The 20,078-nt window shown below is 64.2% G+C and carries 16 protein-coding genes; 10 read left to right on the top strand and 6 right to left on the bottom strand.

Going from position 1 to position 20,078, the window contains the following annotated elements:
• Window positions 1-6: 6 nt before the first annotated feature.
• Window positions 7-906, bottom strand: coding sequence for a branched-chain amino acid ABC transporter permease (locus E5X34_RS05140; RefSeq protein WP_292561913.1), 900 nt, complete (start codon window positions 904-906; stop codon window positions 7-9).
• A gap of 577 nt (window positions 907-1,483) precedes the next feature.
• On the opposite strand from E5X34_RS05140, the gene E5X34_RS05135 reads away from it, so the two are divergent.
• Window positions 1,484-2,650, top strand: a complete 1,167-nt coding sequence (locus E5X34_RS05135) for an ABC transporter substrate-binding protein (RefSeq protein ID WP_292561910.1) — start codon at window positions 1,484-1,486, stop codon at window positions 2,648-2,650.
• 68 nt (window positions 2,651-2,718) lie between these two features.
• On the opposite strand, the gene E5X34_RS05130 is transcribed toward E5X34_RS05135, so the two are convergent.
• Window positions 2,719-3,591, bottom strand: a complete 873-nt coding sequence (locus E5X34_RS05130; RefSeq protein WP_292561907.1) for an MBL fold metallo-hydrolase — start codon at window positions 3,589-3,591, stop codon at window positions 2,719-2,721.
• A 344-nt stretch (window positions 3,592-3,935) separates the two neighbouring features.
• Here E5X34_RS05130 and E5X34_RS05125 point away from each other — a divergent pair, with 344 nt between their 5' ends.
• The 5 genes from E5X34_RS05125 (at window position 3,936) to E5X34_RS05105 (ending at window position 10,671) form a co-directional block, all read left to right on the top strand.
• On the top strand, window positions 3,936-4,913 hold the full coding sequence (locus E5X34_RS05125) for an ABC transporter permease (protein WP_140803091.1): 978 nt from the start codon (window positions 3,936-3,938) through the stop codon (window positions 4,911-4,913).
• Between the two features lie 31 nt (window positions 4,914-4,944).
• Window positions 4,945-5,949: a sugar ABC transporter substrate-binding protein gene (locus E5X34_RS05120; RefSeq protein WP_292561903.1), complete on the top strand. Its 1,005-nt coding sequence runs from the start codon at window positions 4,945-4,947 to the stop codon at window positions 5,947-5,949.
• Window positions 5,950-6,038: 89 nt separating this feature from the next.
• Window positions 6,039-8,090 carry an SMP-30/gluconolactonase/LRE family protein gene (locus E5X34_RS05115; protein ID WP_292561900.1) on the top strand — a complete coding sequence of 684 codons (2,052 nt, stop codon included), beginning with the start codon at window positions 6,039-6,041 and terminating at the stop codon, window positions 8,088-8,090.
• Window positions 8,087-9,181 (top strand): hypothetical protein, encoded by a 1,095-nt coding sequence (locus tag E5X34_RS05110; RefSeq protein WP_292561896.1) that lies wholly within the window; start codon window positions 8,087-8,089, stop codon window positions 9,179-9,181. The genes E5X34_RS05115 and E5X34_RS05110 overlap by 4 nt, the downstream gene beginning before the upstream one ends.
• Window positions 9,178-10,671, top strand: a complete 1,494-nt coding sequence (locus E5X34_RS05105) for a sugar ABC transporter ATP-binding protein (RefSeq protein ID WP_292561893.1) — start codon at window positions 9,178-9,180, stop codon at window positions 10,669-10,671. Before E5X34_RS05110 ends, E5X34_RS05105 begins: the two co-directional genes overlap by 4 nt.
• 58 nt (window positions 10,672-10,729) lie before the next feature.
• Here E5X34_RS05105 and E5X34_RS05100 read toward each other — a convergent pair whose 3' ends face one another.
• The 3 genes from E5X34_RS05100 to E5X34_RS05090 form a co-directional block, all read right to left on the bottom strand.
• The gene (locus tag E5X34_RS05100) at window positions 10,730-11,467 is read right to left on the bottom strand and encodes an SDR family oxidoreductase (protein WP_292561890.1); all 738 of its coding nucleotides are present in this window, start codon (window positions 11,465-11,467) and stop codon (window positions 10,730-10,732) included.
• A gap of 26 nt (window positions 11,468-11,493) precedes the next feature.
• On the bottom strand, window positions 11,494-12,861 hold the full coding sequence (locus tag E5X34_RS05095; RefSeq protein WP_292561887.1) for an MmgE/PrpD family protein: 1,368 nt from the start codon (window positions 12,859-12,861) through the stop codon (window positions 11,494-11,496).
• Between the two features lie 130 nt (window positions 12,862-12,991).
• A complete protein-coding gene (locus tag E5X34_RS05090; protein ID WP_292561884.1) occupies window positions 12,992-13,885 on the bottom strand; it encodes an NAD(P)-dependent oxidoreductase in 894 nt (297 codons plus the stop codon).
• A 216-nt stretch (window positions 13,886-14,101) separates the two neighbouring features.
• Here E5X34_RS05090 and E5X34_RS05085 point away from each other — a divergent pair, with 216 nt between their 5' ends.
• A complete protein-coding gene (locus E5X34_RS05085) occupies window positions 14,102-15,073 on the top strand; it encodes a LysR substrate-binding domain-containing protein (RefSeq protein ID WP_292561881.1) in 972 nt (323 codons plus the stop codon).
• Between the two features lie 661 nt (window positions 15,074-15,734).
• Here the strand turns inward: E5X34_RS05085 and E5X34_RS05080 are convergent.
• On the bottom strand, window positions 15,735-16,763 hold the full coding sequence (locus tag E5X34_RS05080) for an aldo/keto reductase (RefSeq protein WP_292561879.1): 1,029 nt from the start codon (window positions 16,761-16,763) through the stop codon (window positions 15,735-15,737).
• Between the two features lie 166 nt (window positions 16,764-16,929).
• On the opposite strand from E5X34_RS05080, the gene E5X34_RS05075 reads away from it, so the two are divergent.
• The 3 genes from E5X34_RS05075 (at window position 16,930) to E5X34_RS05065 (ending at window position 20,025) form a co-directional block, all read left to right on the top strand.
• Window positions 16,930-18,003, top strand: a complete 1,074-nt coding sequence (locus tag E5X34_RS05075; RefSeq protein ID WP_292561876.1) for a sugar ABC transporter substrate-binding protein — start codon at window positions 16,930-16,932, stop codon at window positions 18,001-18,003.
• Between the two features lie 187 nt (window positions 18,004-18,190).
• The gene (locus E5X34_RS05070) at window positions 18,191-19,201 is read left to right on the top strand and encodes an ABC transporter permease (RefSeq protein ID WP_292561873.1); all 1,011 of its coding nucleotides are present in this window, start codon (window positions 18,191-18,193) and stop codon (window positions 19,199-19,201) included.
• Window positions 19,198-20,025: an ATP-binding cassette domain-containing protein gene (locus tag E5X34_RS05065; RefSeq protein WP_127255617.1), complete on the top strand. Its 828-nt coding sequence runs from the start codon at window positions 19,198-19,200 to the stop codon at window positions 20,023-20,025. Before E5X34_RS05070 ends, E5X34_RS05065 begins: the two co-directional genes overlap by 4 nt.
• Window positions 20,026-20,078: the final 53 nt, after the last annotated feature.

Genomic DNA, 20,078 nt, shown 5'->3' with positions numbered 1-20,078 from the left:
CTCACCTCAGCCGCGCGTCACGGCCGCTCGGCGCGGGCGAAACAGGGGATTGCTGGTGCTGAACAGGCCTTTGGGCGAGACGATCAGGATCAGCACGAGCACGATGAAGGGAAACCAGTCCGAAGCCTGCGAATTGATCAGCGCGTTGGCGCCTTCCGCGCAGACACCGAGCAGCAGGCCGCCGAACATCGCAGCTATCGGCCGCTCGGTGCCGCCACCGATCATCATGGCAATGAAGCCGTAGGTTCCGAACGTATCGCCGAGATAGGGATTGGCGAAGGTGGAAGGTCCGATGAGCAGGCCCGCGACCCCGGCGTAGACGGCGGAGACCGCGAAGGCGACGATGGCGACGACGGTGGTGTTGGCGCCGATCGCCGATGCCATCTCGGGGTCGGCCGCCGTCGCCATGCCGAGCTTGCCGAACAGCGTGTAGCGCCGCACGATCTCGAAGCCGGCGGCAAGCACCGCGGCAGTGACGATGGCGAGAAGCTGCTGGGCAGTCAGCACCGCGCCGCCGATCGGCAGGCTGATGCCGTTGAGGATCGGCGGAAAAGCCTGCGACGTCGGGCCCCAGATATAGGCGGCCGCGTTCTCCACGATCACAGCGAAGCCAAGCGTCGAGACCAGCCAGCCGAAGCTGAAGCGGTTCGACAAAAGGATCGGCCGCACCGCGATGACATAGGACAGGATGCCGACGATGCACGAGCACGCCAGGCCGGCAAGCGCGGCCAGCCAGATCGGATAGCCGGAGGAGGCGAGCTCGGCGGTGACCATGACGGTCACCATCATCAGCTGGCCCTGCGCGAAATTGATGATGCGGGTGACGTAGAACGAGATCGCGAGCGCCATGCCGATCATACCGTAGATCGATCCTATCGCTACCCCGCTCAACACGAATTGCAGCACTGGTGGCTTTCCCCTCTCCCCTGGCCGGCGTCGGCTCCTCAGCCGTCTTGATCGCCTCGCGGGAGACGCTTCCGTCGGATAGCCGCCCGGATTCAACATGAACCGTCGGGCGGGGGTTCCATGCCGCAATTTGTCCAGCTCTGGCATGCTGCGCCGGTGTCAAAAACCTAGTCGAAAATGACCGTCCGGAAATAGCTGATGCGAGTGACATAACAGCTATGAGCGCAGCGATTGGACGGCGCTTCGGAACGGTGAAACGCGGGGCGCGGCGAGGCGGTCCAAGACGTCTTTCGGCGCGCGGTTTTAGCAAGTTGGTTTGATATAAAAGCAAGTGAGAGCAATAAGTTATCCTAAATGCCGAGCTCCCTTTTGGCGATACCGATGATCGTGCCCGGTCGGCTTCTCCAGTGGCATTTACAGGGTCGCTGAACCGGCTTCGGGGCGCTGGCGCTCGCGTTGACAAGGCCGGGCAACGGGATAGCAAAATCCACCACCGAGAGGGCGCGGGAAGCGCAGGGCAAATTGAGCGATCGGGTTGTCGGTTCCTGCCCACCGATCGCAGGGAGGAAAATCAGACATGAGAAAACGCGCGACGACTTCCGCGATGTTGCTGGCCACGACGGCGTTCTGGGGGCTCAGTGTTCAGGCCGGCGCGGCGGACGAATATCTCATCGGCCTCATCGCGGGAACGACCGGCGCCTATGGTTCGACCGGCGTCGCCACGGTGAACGGCTCGCAGATGGCCGTCGACGAGGTCAACGCCGCCGGAGGTGTCGATGGCCACACCTTTAAGCTCGACCCGCATAACGACAATGCGTCGGCCACGCTGTCCGGCCAGCTCTATGAGAAGCTGATGTCGCAGGGTGCGATCGCTATTGCGGGCTCGCCCGACACCGGCCCGGTCACGGCGCAACTGGCGCAGCGCCATAAGTTCCCGACCATCGGCGTCGTCGACGATGGCGGCCTGACCGTCAATCCCGACGGGCCGACCAGCCCGCCGAACCCGTGGGTCTTCGACTTCGGCCTCAACACCTTTGCCTGGGGCGAGAAGATCGGCCAGCATGCGTTGAAGCACTGCCCCGATGGCCTTGCGGTGCTGCATGATCCATCCACCTACGGACAGGGCGGTCTGTTCGGCATCCAGCTTGCCTATGACAAGGCCGGCAAGAAGATCGCGATGGATCACACCATCACCGAGAACTGGTCGACCGGCGCGACCGCCGGCCTGATGCCGGAGGTCAACGCCATCAAGGCCGCGGGGATCAAATGCGTCGACGTGTGGCTCACCCCGCAGGACCAGGCTGCCTTCGTGCAGGACCTGCATTCGATCGGTTACGAGGCCATGGTCTACGGCAATGACGAGACCAACGCCGACGACACCTACTCGAAACTCGCCGGCGACCTTGCCGACGGGACGATCACCGCGATGCTGACGACCGAGCTGCATCCGGGTCCGGAACTTCTGGCGTTCAAGGACGCCTACAAGAAGAAGTTCAACGTCGATGCCACGCCCTTTTCGGCGGGCGCCTATGACAGCATCAAGATGCTGGCGCAGGTCATCAAGGACGTGAAGTCGACCAAGCCGAAAGACCTGCAGAAAGGCTTCAACGCGGTCCAGGGCTTCAAGGGCATGACCGGCAATATCGGTTTCTCCGAAAAAAGCCACATCACCATCACGGCCGAGCAGGTGACGCTGGTCAAATACGACGCCAAGAGCAAGACCTGGGTCGAAGTGACCGACTGACGCGTGAGCGAAAGACAGAAGGGCCGGTTCTGATCGGACCGGCCCGTATCTGTTTCTGACGTCTGTTCTCAGAGTTGGACCATCCAGGTTTCAGGCACAAGGCGGAAGCCATCTCCGGCTTTCACCAGATGTGCGAAGCCGGGCAGGTGCAGGTGCCCGCCGGTGACGAGCAGCCGCTCGTTGGCGACATGCTCGAAGATCTTGCGGCGGTTTTCATGCGCCAGCGCTTCGTCGACATCGAACTCGCTGGTGACCTGCGGCCGCGGAATCTGGATCTCCGGCACGTGCACCGTGTCGCCCCACATCACCAGCGTCTCGCCCGCCGAGTCGAGCTGATAGCCGCTGTGGCCCGGCGTGTGCCCAGGCAGCGGGAGTTGCCGGATGCCTGGTACCACCTCGCCGCCACTCGTCGGGCGGAAGCGGCCCCGATACGTCGTCAGCAGGGCATCCGCCGAGCCGGTATAGGGCACGGCGGCAGCTGACTTTCCGCGCTTTTCCGGGTCGGACCAGAAGTCGAAATCGTCTTCGTGGACGATGATCTCGGCGCGCGGGAAGAGCGGCTTGCCCGCCGTGTCGATGAGGCCGCTCGAATGGTCGGGATGGATATGGGTGAGCAGGACGGTGTCGAAGTCCGTGGGCTTGAAGCCGGCGGCTTCGAGATTTTGCGGCAGCAGCCCCATGGAATAGACCGTGGTCGACCCGCCTCCGGCGTCTACCAGGACGGTGTTCTTGCCGGTCTCGATCACGAAGGCATTGACGGTGAGACGCGGTTCCGTGTGCCGGAACTGCTCGCGCATCAGGCCTTCCATGTCGCCGCGCTCTGTCCCGCGCAGGATGGCCACGCTGATATCGAGGAAACCGTCATTGATGACGGTGACCATGGCATCGCCCACTCGGCGTCTGTAGACCCCCGGCGTCTGTTTGCGCGGCTCTTCCGTCATCATTTCCTCCCGATGCGACAGGCGCCTTTGGCGCCTCCTCTTGCCGCCCAGCAGTTTTGCGCGATTGGCAAGGCGGAGTGAAGCGATGAGGCCGTGCGGAATCCGGATAACAGCTATGGCGCTTGTCGCATGACAGGTCTTGCCGACGCTGCCGAACGGGTCCGGCCTTCAACCCATCGCACAGCTCGGGCGTCCGATGCCCGGTCCGGCATGAAACATAACTGATATTCCCTGTGCGGATATGTCTTGAGCCAGCCAAAAAGGGGATGGTCGCCGGCAGCAAAAGCAGGTCGCGAAGGGGGTTCGCGACCGGGCCGGCAAGGCCTGGTTCGGGAGGTGGCGCAATGGCCAAGGCGCGGTTGTCGCAGGAGGGCGTGGTGTTCGCGCTCGCCGTCGCGCTGTTCGTGGTTTTCGCCGCCACGCTGAACAATTTTCTCACCGCGGGCAATCTGATCGCGCTGGTGCGCAGCGTCTCCATCCTTGGCATATTGGGCCTTGGCATGGGACTGGTCGTCATCGGCCGCGGCATCGACCTTGCCATGGTGGCGACCATGGTCGTGTCGCTGTCCTGGGTGCTTTCGATGGCGCAAGCCGGCACGCCCTTCGACACGGCCCTGGTCTACGGCGCCCTGTTGGCGCTGGCCATCGGCCTGGCCAGCGGCATCCTGATCGCCTACGCCGACATTCCAGCCATATTCACGACGCTCGCGATGGGCCTTGTGATGTATGGCTCGGGACGAGCCTTCCTGTTCCAGATCGACGTTCAGAATTCGCCTGCCGGCGTTGCGTGGTTCGATGCCCTCGGGCAGGGGGCTTTCCTTGGCCTGCCGATGCCCATCGTCGCCTTTGCCGTGCTGGCCGCTTTGGTCGCGCTCGTGTTGATGCGCACGCGCTTCGGCCGCTTCGTCTACGCGGCCGGCGACAACGCGCTCGCCGCGCGCATCACCGGCCTGCCGCTGCGCCCGCTGATCGTGGCGCAGTATGTGATCAGCGCGCTGATCGCTTTCCTCGCCGGCGTGGTGATGGCCGCGGCCGTCTCGGGGATGAGCACCCGCGTCTACAACTCGACCATGATCTACGACGTGCTGCTGGTCGTCGTGCTTGGCGGCATCAGCCTCAGCGGCGGCCGCGGCAGCGTGCGCAACGTGCTGGTGGGGACGCTGCTGGTCGGCGTTCTGCTCAACGGCATGACCATCCTCGACATCACCTACACCACGCAGAACCTCATCAAGAGCCTGATCCTGCTGCTCGCCATCACGGTCGATAGCTTCATCAACCCGAGGGACGAGCAGACTTCGCAACAGAGCCAGGGCGACATCTGAACAAAGCTTTGCAATACAACGGGAGGAAACCATGAAATTCAGAACTATCCTGGCGGCCGGGCTCATGGCGCTCGGCCTGGCGGGGGCCGCACATGCCGATGACGGCCTCGACAATCCGTCGCGCAATCCGTTCTATGACGGCCTCAAGGGCAAGCGCGTCGTCTTTATTCCGCTGGCCATGGGCTTCGACCTGACGGAAGGCTGGGCGGCGATCATGCGCAAGCAGGCGGCCGACCTCGGCTACACGCTCGAGATCCGCGACCCGAACTGGAGCACGGATGCCGGCACGCGCGCGCTGACGGCGCTCATCGCCGAAAAGCCAGACCTGATCATCGCGCACAATCCTGACGTCCAGTCCTATGCGCGCCTTTTGAAGCGTGCGATGGACGCCGGCATCAAGGTGGTCCAGCTCAACCTGGAATCGGTCGTGCCGACCGACGCCTATGTCGGCGCCGACTGGTCGCGCGTCGGCTATATCGAGGCGGACGCGCTGGTGAAGCAGTGCGGCACGGGATCGGGCAAGTCCGGCAAGATCGCCATCATCCGCGGCCAGCCAACAGCGGCGTCGGACCTCTACGAGCTCTATGCCTACAAGCAGACCTTCGCCAAGGACCCGGCGATCAAGATCGTGTCCGAGCAGGCCGCCCAGTACGATCCGGCCAAGGCGCGCGCCATCATGGAGACGGTGCTGCAGCAGCATCCCGACCTCTGCGGCGTGGTCGGCAATTGGGACAACCAGGATGTCGGCGCGGGCGCTGCCATCCAGGCGGCGGGCAAGGCCAACGACGTCTATGTCGTGACCTCGGGCGGCGGCAACCAGATCGGCTGCGACAACATCCAGAAGGGGCTGCTGGACCTGATCATCAGCTATGACGTGCCGCTGCAGGGCAACGCGATCAACCAGCAGATCGTCCAGACGCTGCTGTCGCCCGCCAAGGCAGGCGAATCGAAGACCTCCTACTACACGCCGCTGACGCTGCTGACCAAGGACAATATCGGCGCGCGCACCTGCTGGTCGCTCGACCAGTTGAAGTGAGCGGGGACAAGTCAATCAGCATCATGTCCAGCGACACCCTAGCGTCACTGCGCTCGCGTTTTCTCCCCGATCATCTGATCGGGGAGATCATGTCCAAGCGATGGATCGACAACGCCATCCCGTTCACCGCGCTGGTGCTCACGGTGCTGGTGATGGGATCGATCATTCCCGATTTCCTGTCGCTCTCCAGCCTGTCGGATCTGGCCCGGCAGTTCGCCGAATTCGGGCTTGTCGTCCTGGCGCTCACGGTCGTGATGATCTCGGGCGGCATCGACCTCTCGGTGGCCTCGGTCTTTTCGCTGGCCGTGCTGTTCTCTCTCATCGGCGTCAATGTCTACGAGCTGCCGGTGCCGGCGGTGCTCGCCGGCATTCTCGGCATGGGAATGGTCTGCGGCGCCATCAACGGCGTGCTGATCGGCTATCTGCGCCTGCGCGCCTTCCTGACGACGCTGGTCAGCCTGATCATCTTCCGCTCGCTCTACGAGATCGTCTTCGTGCGCATGTCCACCTCGATCATGTCGGGGTTCTCGATGTCGGATCTGTGGGTGTTCATCGGCGAAGGCACGGTACTCGGGATTCCGGTGTCGCTGCTGATCACGCTGATCATCGCGCTCGCCTGGCATCTGGTGCTGTCGCGCATGCGGCCCGGCTGGCGGCTGACGGCCGTCGGCGGGGCGCGCCGCTCGGCCTTCAACGCCGGCATCGATGTGCGTTTCATGGTGTTCCTCACCTATGTCGCTTCGAGCACCATGTGCGCGCTCGCCGGCTTCCTGTTCGCGGCCCGGCTGGGCAGCACGGGGTCCGACACCGGCGTCGGCCTGGAGGTTCAGGCGCTGACCGCCGCCGTGCTCGGCGGCACCGCCATCGGCGGCGGCCGCGGCTCCGTGGCCAAGGCCATCATAGGCAGTCTGCTCGTGCTCATGCTGACCAACGGCCTGATCAATCTCGGCATCAGCGGTCCGATCACCTCGACGATCCTCGGCGCGATCCTTCTGCTCGCCGTCTTCGTCGACATGCGCTGGCAGAAGCACCGCCACCGCATCCTGGCCAAGGTCTATGTCTCGCCCGCCTATCTGTCGCTGCCGCCGTCGCCGCAAGTCGATGCGCCCGGCTCGCCCTATGTGCTCAACGATCGCCTGCGCTCGGTTGAGATCATCGGCCTCGGCGAGATCGAAGGGCCGGAGGATGTCATCCTCGACCGCGACGACAATCTCTATTGCGGCACGCGCCATGGCGACATCGTGCGCTTCTTCGGTCCCGATCATAAGCGCTCGGAAGTGTTCGCGCATATTGGCGGCCATCCGCTCGGCATGGCCTTCGACAAATCCGGCAATCTGCTCGTCTGCATCGGCGGCATGGGGCTTTTCCAGGTGGCGCCCGACAAGACGGTCACCAAGCTGACCGACGAGACCAACCGCAGCTGGTTCTCGGTGGTGGACGATTCGCGCCTTCGCCTGGCCGACGACGTCGATGTGGCGCCGGACGGCCGCATCTATTTCAGCGAGGCGACCATCCGCTACGAGCAGGAGGATTGGGCGACCGATGCGCTCGAGAGCCGCGCCAGCGGGCGCATCATCTGCTACGACCCGCGCACCGGCAAGACGCATACGGAAATCCCGAAACTGGTGTTCGCCAACGGCGTCGCCATGTGCCCCGACGGGCAATCCTTCATATTCGCCGAGAGCTGGACCTGCTCGATCAGCCGCTACTATTTCGACGGTCCGAAGAGGGGCAGGACCGAGAAGGTGATCTCCAACCTTCCGGGCTATCCGGACAACATCAACCGGTCTTCCGACGGCAATTACTGGCTGGCGCTGCTCGGCATGCGCGGGCCGGCGCTCGATCTGGCGCTGCGCATGCCCGGCTTCCGCAAGCGCATGGCCCGTCGCGTCGCGCCGGACCAGTGGCTCTATCCCAACATCAACACCGGCTGCGTGGTGAAGTTCAACGAGAAGGGCGAGATCCTCGACAATCTCTGGGACCTTGGCGGCCTCAACCATCCCATGATCACCTCAATGCGCGAGCATCGCGGCTGGCTCTATCTCGGCGGTGTCTCCAACAATCGCATCGGCCGTTACCGCCTGCCTGATGCCGACCCGAACTGGTGCGCGCAGGACGCCTATTGGGGCGCCCGCTCATGATCGCCGCTATCCGGAATGCCTGGGCCAATTTCCGCGGCTTCGATCTCACCGGCAGCACCGTGCCGCCGATGGACGGGCCCTTGCGGCCGAACGCGAAGCTGGACGCGATGCCGGTGCTGATGCAGCTCGACGATGTCGACAATCTCACACCAGCGCATGACGGCATACTCTGCTCCTCCGGCAACGACCTACTGACCCTTTCGACCAGCGGCGATGCCTCGCAATTTGAGCTGAGCGCGCGTTGTCCGATGGATGGACCGGTGACCAGCATCGCCGCCCTGGGCGAAAACCTGGCGATTGCGGTCGAAGGTCGCGGAATTCTTCTGGAAAGCCCCAGCACCGCCTCAAGGCCGCTGAAGGTCGAAGGCATCAATCCTTCTTGCGTGACGGCCATGGTCTTCGCCGATCCGACGAGATTGTTCGTCGCCGTGGGCTCCGATCGACACGCGGCGAGCGAGTGGAAACGCGACCTGATGACCAAGTCGGCGAGCGGCTCGGTGTGGCACATCGACACCGGCAGCGGCCGCGCCGAACGGCTTCTCGGCGGGCTGGAATTCGCGGCCGGCCTGGCGCTTTCGGGAAAGGACATCTTCGTCGCGGAAGCGTGGCGGCATCGCGTCCTTGCGCTGACGGGCGGCGCGCAGCCCCGCGTCGCGCTCGCGGCTCTGCCCGCCTATCCGGGCCGCATGACGCCATCGGCCTCGGGCGGCTTCTGGCTGGCGATGTTCGCGCCCCGCAATCCGCTGGTCGAATTCGTGCTCAAGGAGGACGAATACCGGCGCCGCATGGTCGACACGATCGAGCCGGCCTACTGGATCGCGCCGGCGCTGGCGACCGGAAAGAGCTTTCTCGAGCCGATCCAGGGCGGCGCCCGCAAGAAACTCAATATGCTGAAGCCGTGGTCGCCGACATGGTCGACCGGCCTGGTGGTGCGATGCGACGACCGCATGGCCATGCTGCGCAGCTACCAAAGCCGCGCCGATGGCGACGTCCATGGCGTGACGTCGCTCTGCGAGACAGGCGGCAGGCTGATCGCCGGCGCCAGGGGCTCGGGCAAGATCGTGGCAATCGACGACGAGACGGCGGCATGAATTCACTGGTTCAATTGCGTGGCGTGTCCAAGGACTTTCGCGGCGTGCTCGCGATCTCGGACGTCAACCTCGACGTCCGTCCGGGCGAGATCCATGCCATCCTCGGCGAGAACGGCGCCGGCAAGTCGACGCTGATGAAGGTGCTTGCCGGCGTCTATCAGCCGTCCTCCGGCGAGATGGTCCTGGACGGCAAGCCGACGGTTTTCAACTCACCCTCCGACGCGCTCGCCCATGGCGTCGCCATGGTCTTCCAGGAAACCAACCTGGTTCCGTCGATGTCGGTGGCGCAGAACATCTATCTTGGCGACGAAAAGCTCTTCAACCGCCTGCGCGGCCTCAACATCCAGGCGCAGCGCTATCTCTTGTCGCTCAATTTCTACGTCGATCCCACCTCGCAGGTCTCCACCCTCGGCGCCGGCAAGAAGCAGATGGTCGAGATCGCGCGCGCCGTGCACCACCATGCCCGGCTGATCATCTTCGACGAGCCGACGGCGACGCTGACGCCGGAAGAGAAATTCCACTTCTTCAACCTGGCGCGCCGGCTGAAGGAGCAGGGCATCGCGATCATCTTCATCAGCCACGCGCTGGAGGAGGCGCTTTACCTGTCGGACCGCATCACGGTGATGCGCGACGCCAAGGTCGTCGTCACCGACGACACGCGCAATTTCGACCGCGACCGCATCGTGCAGGCGATGGTCGGGCGAAGCCTGTCTGGCGAGCTCTACGCCGGCGACAAGCGCAAGGCGCGGCCAATGGGCAAGAAGATCCTGAGCGTCGAGAACCTCTCGATGGGCAACACGGTCCGAAACACCTCGTTCTCCGTATTCGCGGGTCAGGTCACCGGCATGTTCGGCCTGGTCGGGGCGGGGCGGACGGAGACGATGAAGATCGTCGCCGGCGTCTTGAAGCGCGACTATTTCCACGGCGGCACCGTACGCTTCGAGGACCGGCCGGTCCGTTACCGCACGCCACGGCCCGCTGTGCGCGACGGCATCGTCTATGTCACCGAGGACCGCAAGATCGAAGGCTTCTTCGAGACGATGACGATCGCCAGCAACGTCCAGCTCGGCGCGCTGGCGACCGGCACCAATCCGCTGACGGCGGTCACGCCGCGCAATGCGCGCGAGCTTGCCACGGCCTGGACCAAGCGGCTGGGCGTCAAGGCGATCGATGCCGACGCGCGCGTGATCGAGCTGTCGGGCGGCAACCAGCAGAAGGTCGTGCTGTCCAAGGCGCTCATCCAGAAGCCGAAGCTGGTCGTGCTGGACGAGCCGACGCGCGGCGTCGACGTCGGCACCATCGTCGAGATCCACAACTTCATCAACGAGCTTGCCGACAGCGGCATGGCGGTGGTGGTGATCTCGTCCTATCTACCCGAGATTCTCGCTCTGTCGGACCGGGTCCTTGTCGCGAGGCAGGGGCGCGTCGTCGAGGAGATGGACATCGCCGAGGCCACCGAAAGCCGCATCATGTACGCGGCCGTGCACTGAACCGGCTCAGCCGGTTCGATGCACGGCCTGAACCGCGACTATAGCCGTAGGTCGGACCCTACCATCTGTTCGTCGGGAGCACGAACATCTGCGCGATCTGGACATGCGGCGGTTGGCTCAGCGCGAACATCACGCAGCGCGCCACGTCCTCGGGATCGAGCGCCATGCCGAAGCGTTCGAAATATTGGCGCGCCGCGTCCTCGTCGCCGCGGTGGCGGGTGGTAACGATGTTGGTGCGCGTCAGGCCGGGCATGATCTCGATGACGCGCAGCGGCGTCTCCGCGAGCTCGCCGCGGATGATGTCGCTCAGCATGTGCACGCCGGCCTTGCTGGCTGAGTAAGGCGCCTGCTCGGGCACGATCCGGAGCGCGCTGATCGAGCTCATGTTGACGATGTCGCCGCGGCCGCGCGCGACCATGCCGGGCAGGATCGCGCGCGTCACCCGCATCAGGCCGATCAGATTGGTCTCGATGATCGCGGACCAATCGTCCGGGGATCCCTGGTCGAAACGGATGCGGCCGCCGATATCGTGGCCGGCATTGTTGACCAGTATGTCGATGTCGCGGAATTCCGCCGGCACCTGTTCCAGGCAAGCGTCGACGGCCGACGTGTCGGTGATGTCCAGCGGGAGCGCAAAGACCTCGCCGCCCAGTTGGCTTGACAATGCCTGAAGCGCCTCGGCCTGCCGGTCGGCAAGCACGATGCGCGTGCCCTCGGCCTGGAGGCTTGTCGCGATGGCTCGGCCGATGCCGCTGGCGGCGCCGGTGACGAAAGCTGTCTTTCGCTGAACTGTCATTCAGCCTCCTCCATGCGCCTTCCCGCTCAAGCCGCTCTTCGCTGCCTGGCCTTTTCCTTGGGGGCGCAGAGCGGCATCAGCCGGCCGGCATCCTTCTTGGACTCCAGCCGGTCGATGAAGTCCTCGATCGACCTTGCGGCCTCGCCGCCCACGATCGGCGCGGCGGCCGACCTGAAGCGCGCGCGGATTTCGGCTTCGGTTGCCGGTATGACATCCTCGAGGCCCATCGACAGTTGCCGCCCGTCACCCAGCACGACATCGATGCTGGCGCCCTGCCGGGCCGGAAACTGCGCCGTCAGTTCCTCGCTCGCCGAGAGGTCGCAGGCATCGATCAGCCGCAGCGTCTCCTTGTCCTTGAGGTCCCTGTAATTGTCTTCCGACAGACGGCCGCTGGCGAACACCGCCGCGACGCCATAGGGAATGCTCATCTTGGCCTGCAGCGAACGCTCGAAGGGTCCGGTGTTGTCGCAACCCGGATAGGCTGCGGCGGCGGCGGGGACGCGGATATGGATGCGCTCAACGGGTGCTGCGCCCGGGCCGATCATCTCGACCAGCTTCAGCGCGGTCTGGCAGGCGGTCTGGGCGAAATTACAGGCGGGCGCGGCCTTGTGGTAGACGGCCAGGATATCGGCCTCGCCGTCGGGGAAGAGCTGCACAGGTCCCGGCATCGGCCGGCGGGCGAAGGCGGCAAAGTAACCGGATTTTCCCTCGAGCGCGTCCGGGCTTCCATAGGCGCCGGCGGCGGCAAGCTGAACAGCCATCCAGGCGTTGCGCGCGGCGAAGCCCGGATGGAAGAACATGTCCGATCCGCCGCTCTGCGGCCACTGGTTGAGGCCTGAAGATGTGTTGGCGGCAAAGGCGATCGCGGCCGCGGTCTGTTCCCTGTCGAGGCCGATGAGCCGCGCCGCGCCGCATCCCGCGCCGATGGGAGCCACCAGTCCGGTCGGCCTGAACAGCGTCGAAAGCTCGCGGTCGATCAGCATCCGGCCCAGCCGTCCGCCGACCTCGTAGGCGACGATTGCCGCCCGCAGCAGATCCGCCCCCGAAACCGTCTTCGCCTCGGCCAGCGCCAGGAGCAGCGGCCAGACGACGACGCCGTGATGGCATACTGATCCGGCGTGCATGTCCTCGCGGACCAGTCCATGACCCTTGACCGCGTTGACGAAGGCCGCGTCCGCCGCTGTGGCCTGCCGGGTTTCGCCGATGATGTGGCCGCCACGTGCCGGCGCCACCGCGGCCAGCGCCTGCTGGCTCGGATCGAGCGCGGATGCCTCGAAGGCGCAGCCGAGGAAATCGAGCAGGCAGAGCTTTGACTTGGCGGTGGCGGCAGGACTGAACACTTCCAACGGCAGGTCGGCCAGCGTGTCGGCCAATTGCTTCGTGAAGCTTGCCATTCCCCAAGTCCTCCGCGGGTCCAGCCCTTCAGAGCAATTCCAGGAAAAGTGTGGAACGGTTTTCCGCCCGGAATTGCGTAAAAACAAAGACTTAGAGCGGTTCAGCGGTTCCGTGAAGCGCTGAACCGCTCTAAGCGCGGATTTCTATCCCCGCCCATTCTTCGACGATGCGTACCATCGAAGTGAAGTCCGAGTCCGGTCCGAAACGCGCATTCGTGGCGGCGAGCATCTGTCTTACCAGCGAGCCCGCGACCATCGGCACGCCCAGATTCTCCGCCTCGTCGACGCACATGCGGACGTCCTTGTAGGAAAGGGCGGTGGCGAAGCCGAAATCGAACGTTCCCGGCAGCACCGCGCGGGGGAACTTGTCCTGGGTGGCGCTGTTGCGGCCGCTCGAGGCATTGATGATGTCGCACATGATGCGCGGGTCCAGCCCGGATTTCACGCCCATCGCCAGCGCCTCGGCGGAGAGCAGGATGACGGCCGCCGCGATCATGTTGTTGCCGAGCTTGGCGACCTGCGCGGTGCCGGCGTTTTCGCCGCAGTAGAAGCGCTTGCCGAAATTGGCCAGCACCGGCTCGATCTCGTCGAACACCGACTTCTTGCACGAAACCATCACCGCGAGCGAGCCGTTGCTGGCTCCGGCGATGCCGCCAGAAACCGGCGCGTCGACCCAGGCGATGCCGCGGCCGGCCAATTCCGCCGCGATGGTCTTGGCCATGCTTGGACCGGTCGTCGACAGGTCGATCACCACCTTGGCCTTCGAGCCCGATGTCAAGCCATCGGCGCCGAGCACGACCTCCTTGACGATCGGCGGCGTCGGCAGGCTGCAGAACACCACCTCGGCCTCGTCGGCGACGGCGGCGGCCGTGGCGGCCACGCTTATCGAGTTGCCCGGCAGGTCAGCGGCGGCATCCGGCCTGCGGTCATGGACGATGACATGGTGGCCCGCTTCCGCAAGCCGTCTTACCATGGGCGCGCCCATGCGGCCGAGCCCAACGAACCCAAGCGTTCGAGTCTGCAAAGTTTTTACTCCGGGAAGGCCGCCTCGTGCAGACGGCCATGGGCTAGCAAATAAGCCAATTCCGGAGCGCAGCATAAGCTTCGCTCGCCGCATAACAGCTTTGCAAGGCGCCGGCTGGGCCTCCCTTGTCAACCGTCGCTCTGTGTCCCAAACTCAGGCGTTTGCCGCGTGCTCCAACAATGCGGTTACCGCATTCGAGCCAGAGGCCGCACTTTAATGTTCGATCTGAAGCAACTGCAGCTGTTCACCGCCGTGGCCGAGTTCGGCAGTTTCTCGCGCGCGGCGGTGGCGCTCTCCATCAGCCAGCCGGTGCTCAGCCGTCAGATCAAGTCGCTCGAGGACAAGGTCGGCGTCGCGCTGCTCTATCGCAATGGCCGCGGCATTGTGCTTACGGAAGCCGGCAAGATCCTGCAAAGCTACGCCGTGGCCCTGCTAGAGCAGGCAGCGCGCGCCGAGACGGAGCTGGCGGCGCTGCGCTCCAACCCGCGCGGCACTATCGTGCTCGGAATGCCGCCCTCGGTCGGCGTCGTGTTGACGGCGCCGCTGGTGCAGAATTTCCGCGCCCAGTTCCCGCAAGTGAGCATGAGGGTGATCGAAGGCTTCAGCGGCCATTTGCTCGAATGGCTGGTGATGGGCAAGATCGACGTCGCGGTCTTGTACAACGCGCCGAGGATGAACAATCTTCTGGCCGAACCCATCCTGCGTGACGAACTGTTCCTGCTCGGCGCCAAAAACGACCCGCACAATCTCGGGCCAGGCCCGGTCGATGCCGACGTGATGTCCCGGCTGCCGATGATACTGCCGGCAAGGCCCCACGGACTGCGGGTGGTGCTGGATCACATCCTTGGATCCGCCGGCATCGAGCCCAACATCGAGGTCGAGGTCGACGCCATGCCCTCGACCTTGCGGCTGGTCGAGGCGGGGATAGGCTACACCATCCTGTCCTATTCGAGCTGCCACAACCTCGTCGCCGAAGGCAGGATCAACTACTGGCGCATCCGCAACCCGCCGATCGAGCGGGAGCTGCTTCTGGCCACGTCCAGCCAGCGGCCGACCACGACGGTCATACGCGCGTTGACGACGCTGATCCGCGATGAAGTCCGTGTCCTGCGCAAGCTCGGAGTCTGGGAGCCGCGTCCGCCGTCTCCTGGCCTTGAACATGCAGACGATCTCGGAAGAGCAGGATAAGGGGCGAGCCATCCCGAGCGCGCTGGAAGGTACGGCGCTCCTCGGCATTGCCGGACGCAGATTCTCCGCTTGGGCTTCAGCGGTTCTCGCCATGAGGGGGGCGTTCTTCCGTGCGAAAGGCGGTCTGCCGCGTCGCATTGGTTACGGTCTAACCCCTGCCCGCGCTCGCACGTTGCCCGCACGCCGTGAGGCCGTGTGATATACAAGATCTTCTTCGGCTTCCGCCCTCGAAAGCCTGCGGCCGCAAGCTGACGTCTGCTTGCGGCCCCGAATAGGATGCTGATCACCTCGACGTTGAGCGACGCTGTGGCGGACTGAGCGGATTCTTGGCGGTTTGTTACGCAGATTAAGGTCGCTTCGATCTTGAAGCACTCCACTAATAATCTAAGCACATGAAAACATTGATGTATTAGTAAAATTTCTGGCGGAGAGAGCGTCTTCGAATTGGCGCGTAAAGCATTGAAATCGTTGAGTTTTTCTTTTCGTTTGTTGCGCAGTTTGTTACACAGCCACCGATGACCGCTTTGCGCCTATTGAAGCCCATGCGCACCGCATCGATATCCGCCGAAAGCGGTCATTCGATCCGCAGGCGGAAATCGACCGTTCTGCACTCCATTTGAGATGTACAACCGGACGATGAATGCGCATCAACCTTCGTTGGTCATGGGAAGGGGGCGCCCTGCGCAATCAATCCGCTGTCTCTGAGGTCGGTCCACAAGCTGGATGGGATGTCCTCGCGCAGATAGGCAAGGTTCTGCTCGAGCTCGTCCGCCGACCGGGCGCCGGGAATGACGCTCGACACCAACGGATGGCCGAGTGGGAACTGCAGCGCCGCCGCCGGCAACGACACCTTATGGCGGGCGCAGATCGCCTCGATCCGACGCACCCGCTCCAGCACCGGTTCGGGCGCCGGCCGGGTGTTGAAGGTCGCGCCCTTGACGGCACCCGTCGCCAGGATGCCCGAATTGTAGGGACCGCCGATGATGATCCTGGTGCCGCGCTGCTCGCAGAGCGGCAGCAAGGTCGCCAGCGGCTCCTGCTCGAGCAGCGTGTAGCGGCCGGCGAGCAGGAAATAGTCGAATTCCCCTGCGACGACGAAATCAGACAGCATCTGCCACTGGTTGATGCCAACGCCGACCGCCTTGATGACGCCCTGCGACCGTAGCTCGTCGAGCGCGGGATAGGCGCCGTCCATGGCCTCGCGAAAACGGCTCCTGGCGTAGGGGTCCTCGCCGGGGCCGAAATGGATTGCCTCGTCCGGATCGTGGATCGAGATCATGTCGATATAGTCGGTGCCGAGCCGCTTCAGTGTGCCTTCGAGCGAACGCATCACGGCATCGCGCGAATAGTCGAACTCGGCGCGGAAGGAGCCCGGCTGGTCCCACAGCGCAGGCTTCAGCTCCTCGGGCGGGATCGGCACAAGGTCGTAGCCGATCTTGGATGAGATGACGATGTCGGCGCGGGGTAGCGATTGGATCGCAAGGCCCAACCGCGTCTCGCTGACGCCGAAACCGTAGACAGGGGCGGTGTCGAAATAACGGATGCCGCTGTCATAGGCTGCGTGCACGGTGTTGACCGCGGCATCTGTATCGACGGCGCGATACATGTTGCCGAGCCCCGTGCCGCCGAGTCCGATCGTCGTCACCTCAAGCCCATTCTTCGCAACAGTCCTGAACTCGATTTCAGCCATCTTTGCTTCCCTTGATCCCTGTTTTGTCCGAGCCGGCCAGCCGGCGGCGATTTCGCCCGAGAGCCCGCCATCAATCCGCGTCGAAAGACCATTGACACCTAACTTGTCATATAACAATGTAACCACATGACATACAAGCGGGTAAGCCCGCAAAAGGGAGGAAGCAGTGAACGACGAAACGAAGAACCACATGGACTTGGCGAACGCCGCGATGAGCCGGCGCGGCGCCTTCGCGCTGGCCGGCAAGCTCGGCCTCGGCGCCGCCGGCCTTGCCGGCGGACTGGCGGGCATCAGCGCGGCAAAAGCAGCTGATTCATCGGCTGGCCTGCCGAAGAAGCCCTACAAATTCCATTTCGTCTGCCATGTGACGCTGGATCAGTTCTTCACGCCGACTGTCTATGGCATCCAGGACGCCTGCGCCGCCTTCGGCTGCAGCTACCAGTGGACGGGTTCGCAGAAGAACGTCGTCTCCGAAATGGTCAGCGCCATGCAGACGGCGATCGCGCAGAAGTCGGACGGCATCGCGGTGTGCCTGGTCGATCCGACGGCTTTCGACGCCGCCACCGAAATGGCGGCTCAGGCCGGCATCCCGGTGGTCGCCTTCAATGCCGACGTGCCCGTCGGCAGTCCGAACAAGCGGCTTTCCTATGTCGGCCAGCCGCTCTATCAGTCGGGCTACAACTCGGCGCTGAAATGGCTGAAGCTGATCCCCAAAGGCGGCCACGTCATGCTGTCGATCGGCGTGCCTGGCTCGCTCAACACGCAGCCGCGCCTCGACGGCTATATCCAGGCGATCAAGGACTCCAACAGCGGCGTCACTTACGACGTCGTCAACACCGGCCCGGATCCGGCAACGGAAATCTCGCGCGTCGAAAGCTATTATCTCAGCCACAAGAACGTGAACGGCATGTTCGGCACCGGCGGTTCCGACACCTATGCCTGCGGCTTCATCTCCAACAAATACGGCCTGGTGAAGGGCGGCGGCGCGGTCGCCGGCTTCGACCTGTTTCCGCAGACGCTGGACTTCATCAAGTCGGGCGACGTCAACTTCACCACCGACCAGCAGGCCTATCTGCAGGGCTTCCTGCCGGTGCAGCAGATGTATCTCTACAAGCTCTCCGGCGGTCTCGTCGGCCCGGCCAACAGCGACACCAGCCAGGCCTATGTGACCAAGGACAATGTCGACGCCTATGTCGGCAAGACGCGCTTCGAGGGCCGCAGCGACGCCGAGCCGACCTGAGCCCTAACAGCTCCCTGCCGATCCCCTCGCCATCTCATCTCGCGATGGGGTGGCGAGGGCATCGGCCGCGGATGCATAGCACGCTACCGATGAACTTGCCTCGCATCGAACCAGGAAGACAAGCTTGCCGCCCACCGCAATACAGCCAACGAAGAAGAACGCCGTTGGCGTCAAGGTCCCCCGGACAATGCGGGAGCAACTGCTCATCCTGTTGTCGCGCTACCGCGAGGCCAGCATCGCCGTCGTCGCCATCGTGCTGGTGATCTATTTCCAGCTCGGCAGCGACGGAGGTTTCCTGTCGCCCTCGTTCATGAGCGTGGTGCTGCGCGACACCGGCCGGCTGGGCTTGATCGCCACGGCCGAAGTCATGCTGATGATCACCGGCGAGATCGACCTGTCGCTCAGCGCCATCTTCTCCATCGCGCCCTACATCATGGCGCTGCTGTCGGTGACCTACGGGGTGCCTTTGGCCGTCGGTGCGGTGATCGGTGTGCTGATCGGCATCCTCGTCGGCGCCATCAACGGCATCGTGACCGTGCGCTTCAAGGTACCGTCCCTGATCACCACGGTCGGAACACTGTTCTTCCTGCAAGGCATCGTGGTGTCGATCTACAACAGCCAGCCGATCGTGGCGCCGGTCGAGCAGCCTTTCAACGCGATCTTCGGCCAGAGCCTCTACCAGCCGACGGATGCGCTTTTGTCCTGGCATGGCGTCACCGCTTTCACACCCTTCCTGTGGGCGCTGCTGGTCGTGCTGGTGCTGGCCCTGGTGCTCAACCGCACCACCTTCGGCCTGCACACGATTGCGACCGGAAGCAACATCATCGGCGCGCGCGAGATCGGCGTGCGCACCGACCGGATGAAGATCTACAATTTCATGATCGCCGGCGGCTGCGCCGCCTTTGCCGGCATCATCAACACGGCGCAATTCACCTCGGCCGACCCGCAGGCGGGCAGTCCCTTCCTGACGTTGCAGGCGATCGCGGCGGCGGTCATCGGCGGCACCTCGCTGCTGGGCGGCTCGGGCACCGTGATCGGCGCGCTGATCGGCGCCTTCGTTGTCGCCTCGCTCAACAACGGGCTGGTCATGATCGGCGCCCAGGCGACCGTCTCCGACATTTATCTCGGCGCGGCGATCATCGCCGCCATGATCCTCTCTATCCAGGTCGACCGCCTGCGCACGCGGAGGCGCGTATGAACACGCAAACTATTCCGCCGCTGGCGCCCGATGCGCCTGTCGTGCTGGAGATGACCAACATCTCCAAGAGCTTTGGCGCCGTGACAGCCCTGGTCGACGTCTCGATCAGGCTGCGCCAGGGCGAAGTGCTGGCCCTGGTCGGCGACAACGGCGCCGGCAAGTCGACCCTGATCAAGATCCTGTCCGGCTTCCACCAGCCCGATACCGGCACGATCGTCTCACAAGGCAAGGAGGTGCGGTTCGCCTCGCCGCGCGACGCCCGCGCGCATGGCATCGAGACCGTCTACCAGGACCTGGCGCTGATCGGTGACCTCAGCGTCTTCCACAACATGTTCCTGGGACGCGAGTACCACAAGCGCGTGCTCGGACTGAACCTGCTCGACAACAGGAAGATGCGCGAGCAGGCGCAGCTCTATCTCGACACGCTGGGCATCTCGATCCCCTCCGTCAACAGCACCGTCGACCTTCTGTCCGGCGGCCAGCGCCAGTGCATCGCGGTGGCCCGCTCGATCTATTCGTCGCCGAAAATCCTGGTGCTCGACGAGCCGCTGGCCGCGCTCGGCGTGCGCGAGAGCGCGCATGTGCTGGGTCTCATCCAGAACCTGCGCCAGCAGCGCCAGGTCTCGGTGATCCTGATCGTGCACAACTACAACCAGATTTTCGAGGTCTGCGACCGCATCAACTTCCTGCATTCGGGCGAGATCGCGCTCGACGCCTCGACAGCCGATACCAGCGAGGAGGAGTTGATCCGCATCGTCAAGTCGGGCCTCGGCCGCAAGGCGATCGACGCCGCCGCGGCGCAAGTGCGGCCCGGCCCCGCATGAAGCCGCGATAGTCACCGCCAGAACAATCCCAGCCGGGTAGACACCCATCCGCC

The organism is Mesorhizobium sp., assembly GCF_004963255.1.
Lineage (GTDB): Bacteria > Pseudomonadota > Alphaproteobacteria > Rhizobiales > Rhizobiaceae > Mesorhizobium.
This window is presented reverse-complemented; position numbering and strand designations above follow the sequence as displayed.

What these genes read in the sequence shown, in the direction of transcription:
- E5X34_RS05135 (WP_292561910.1), top strand. Translation starts at nt 1,484, where the DNA reads ATGAGAAAACGCGCGACGACTTCCGCGATGTTGCTGGCCACGACGGCG.
- E5X34_RS05130 (WP_292561907.1), bottom strand. Translation starts at nt 3,591, where the DNA reads ATGACGGAAGAGCCGCGCAAACAGACGCCGGGGGTCTACAGACGCCGA.
- E5X34_RS05125 (WP_140803091.1), top strand. Translation starts at nt 3,936, where the DNA reads ATGGCCAAGGCGCGGTTGTCGCAGGAGGGCGTGGTGTTCGCGCTCGCC.
- E5X34_RS05120 (WP_292561903.1), top strand. Translation starts at nt 4,945, where the DNA reads ATGAAATTCAGAACTATCCTGGCGGCCGGGCTCATGGCGCTCGGCCTG.
- E5X34_RS05115 (WP_292561900.1), top strand. Translation starts at nt 6,039, where the DNA reads ATGTCCAAGCGATGGATCGACAACGCCATCCCGTTCACCGCGCTGGTG.
- E5X34_RS05110 (WP_292561896.1), top strand. Translation starts at nt 8,087, where the DNA reads ATGATCGCCGCTATCCGGAATGCCTGGGCCAATTTCCGCGGCTTCGAT.
- E5X34_RS05105 (WP_292561893.1), top strand. Translation starts at nt 9,178, where the DNA reads ATGAATTCACTGGTTCAATTGCGTGGCGTGTCCAAGGACTTTCGCGGC.
- E5X34_RS05100 (WP_292561890.1), bottom strand. Translation starts at nt 11,467, where the DNA reads ATGACAGTTCAGCGAAAGACAGCTTTCGTCACCGGCGCCGCCAGCGGC.
- E5X34_RS05095 (WP_292561887.1), bottom strand. Translation starts at nt 12,861, where the DNA reads ATGGCAAGCTTCACGAAGCAATTGGCCGACACGCTGGCCGACCTGCCG.
- E5X34_RS05085 (WP_292561881.1), top strand. Translation starts at nt 14,102, where the DNA reads ATGTTCGATCTGAAGCAACTGCAGCTGTTCACCGCCGTGGCCGAGTTC.
- E5X34_RS05080 (WP_292561879.1), bottom strand. Translation starts at nt 16,763, where the DNA reads ATGGCTGAAATCGAGTTCAGGACTGTTGCGAAGAATGGGCTTGAGGTG.
- E5X34_RS05070 (WP_292561873.1), top strand. Translation starts at nt 18,191, where the DNA reads ATGCGGGAGCAACTGCTCATCCTGTTGTCGCGCTACCGCGAGGCCAGC.
- E5X34_RS05065 (WP_127255617.1), top strand. Translation starts at nt 19,198, where the DNA reads ATGAACACGCAAACTATTCCGCCGCTGGCGCCCGATGCGCCTGTCGTG.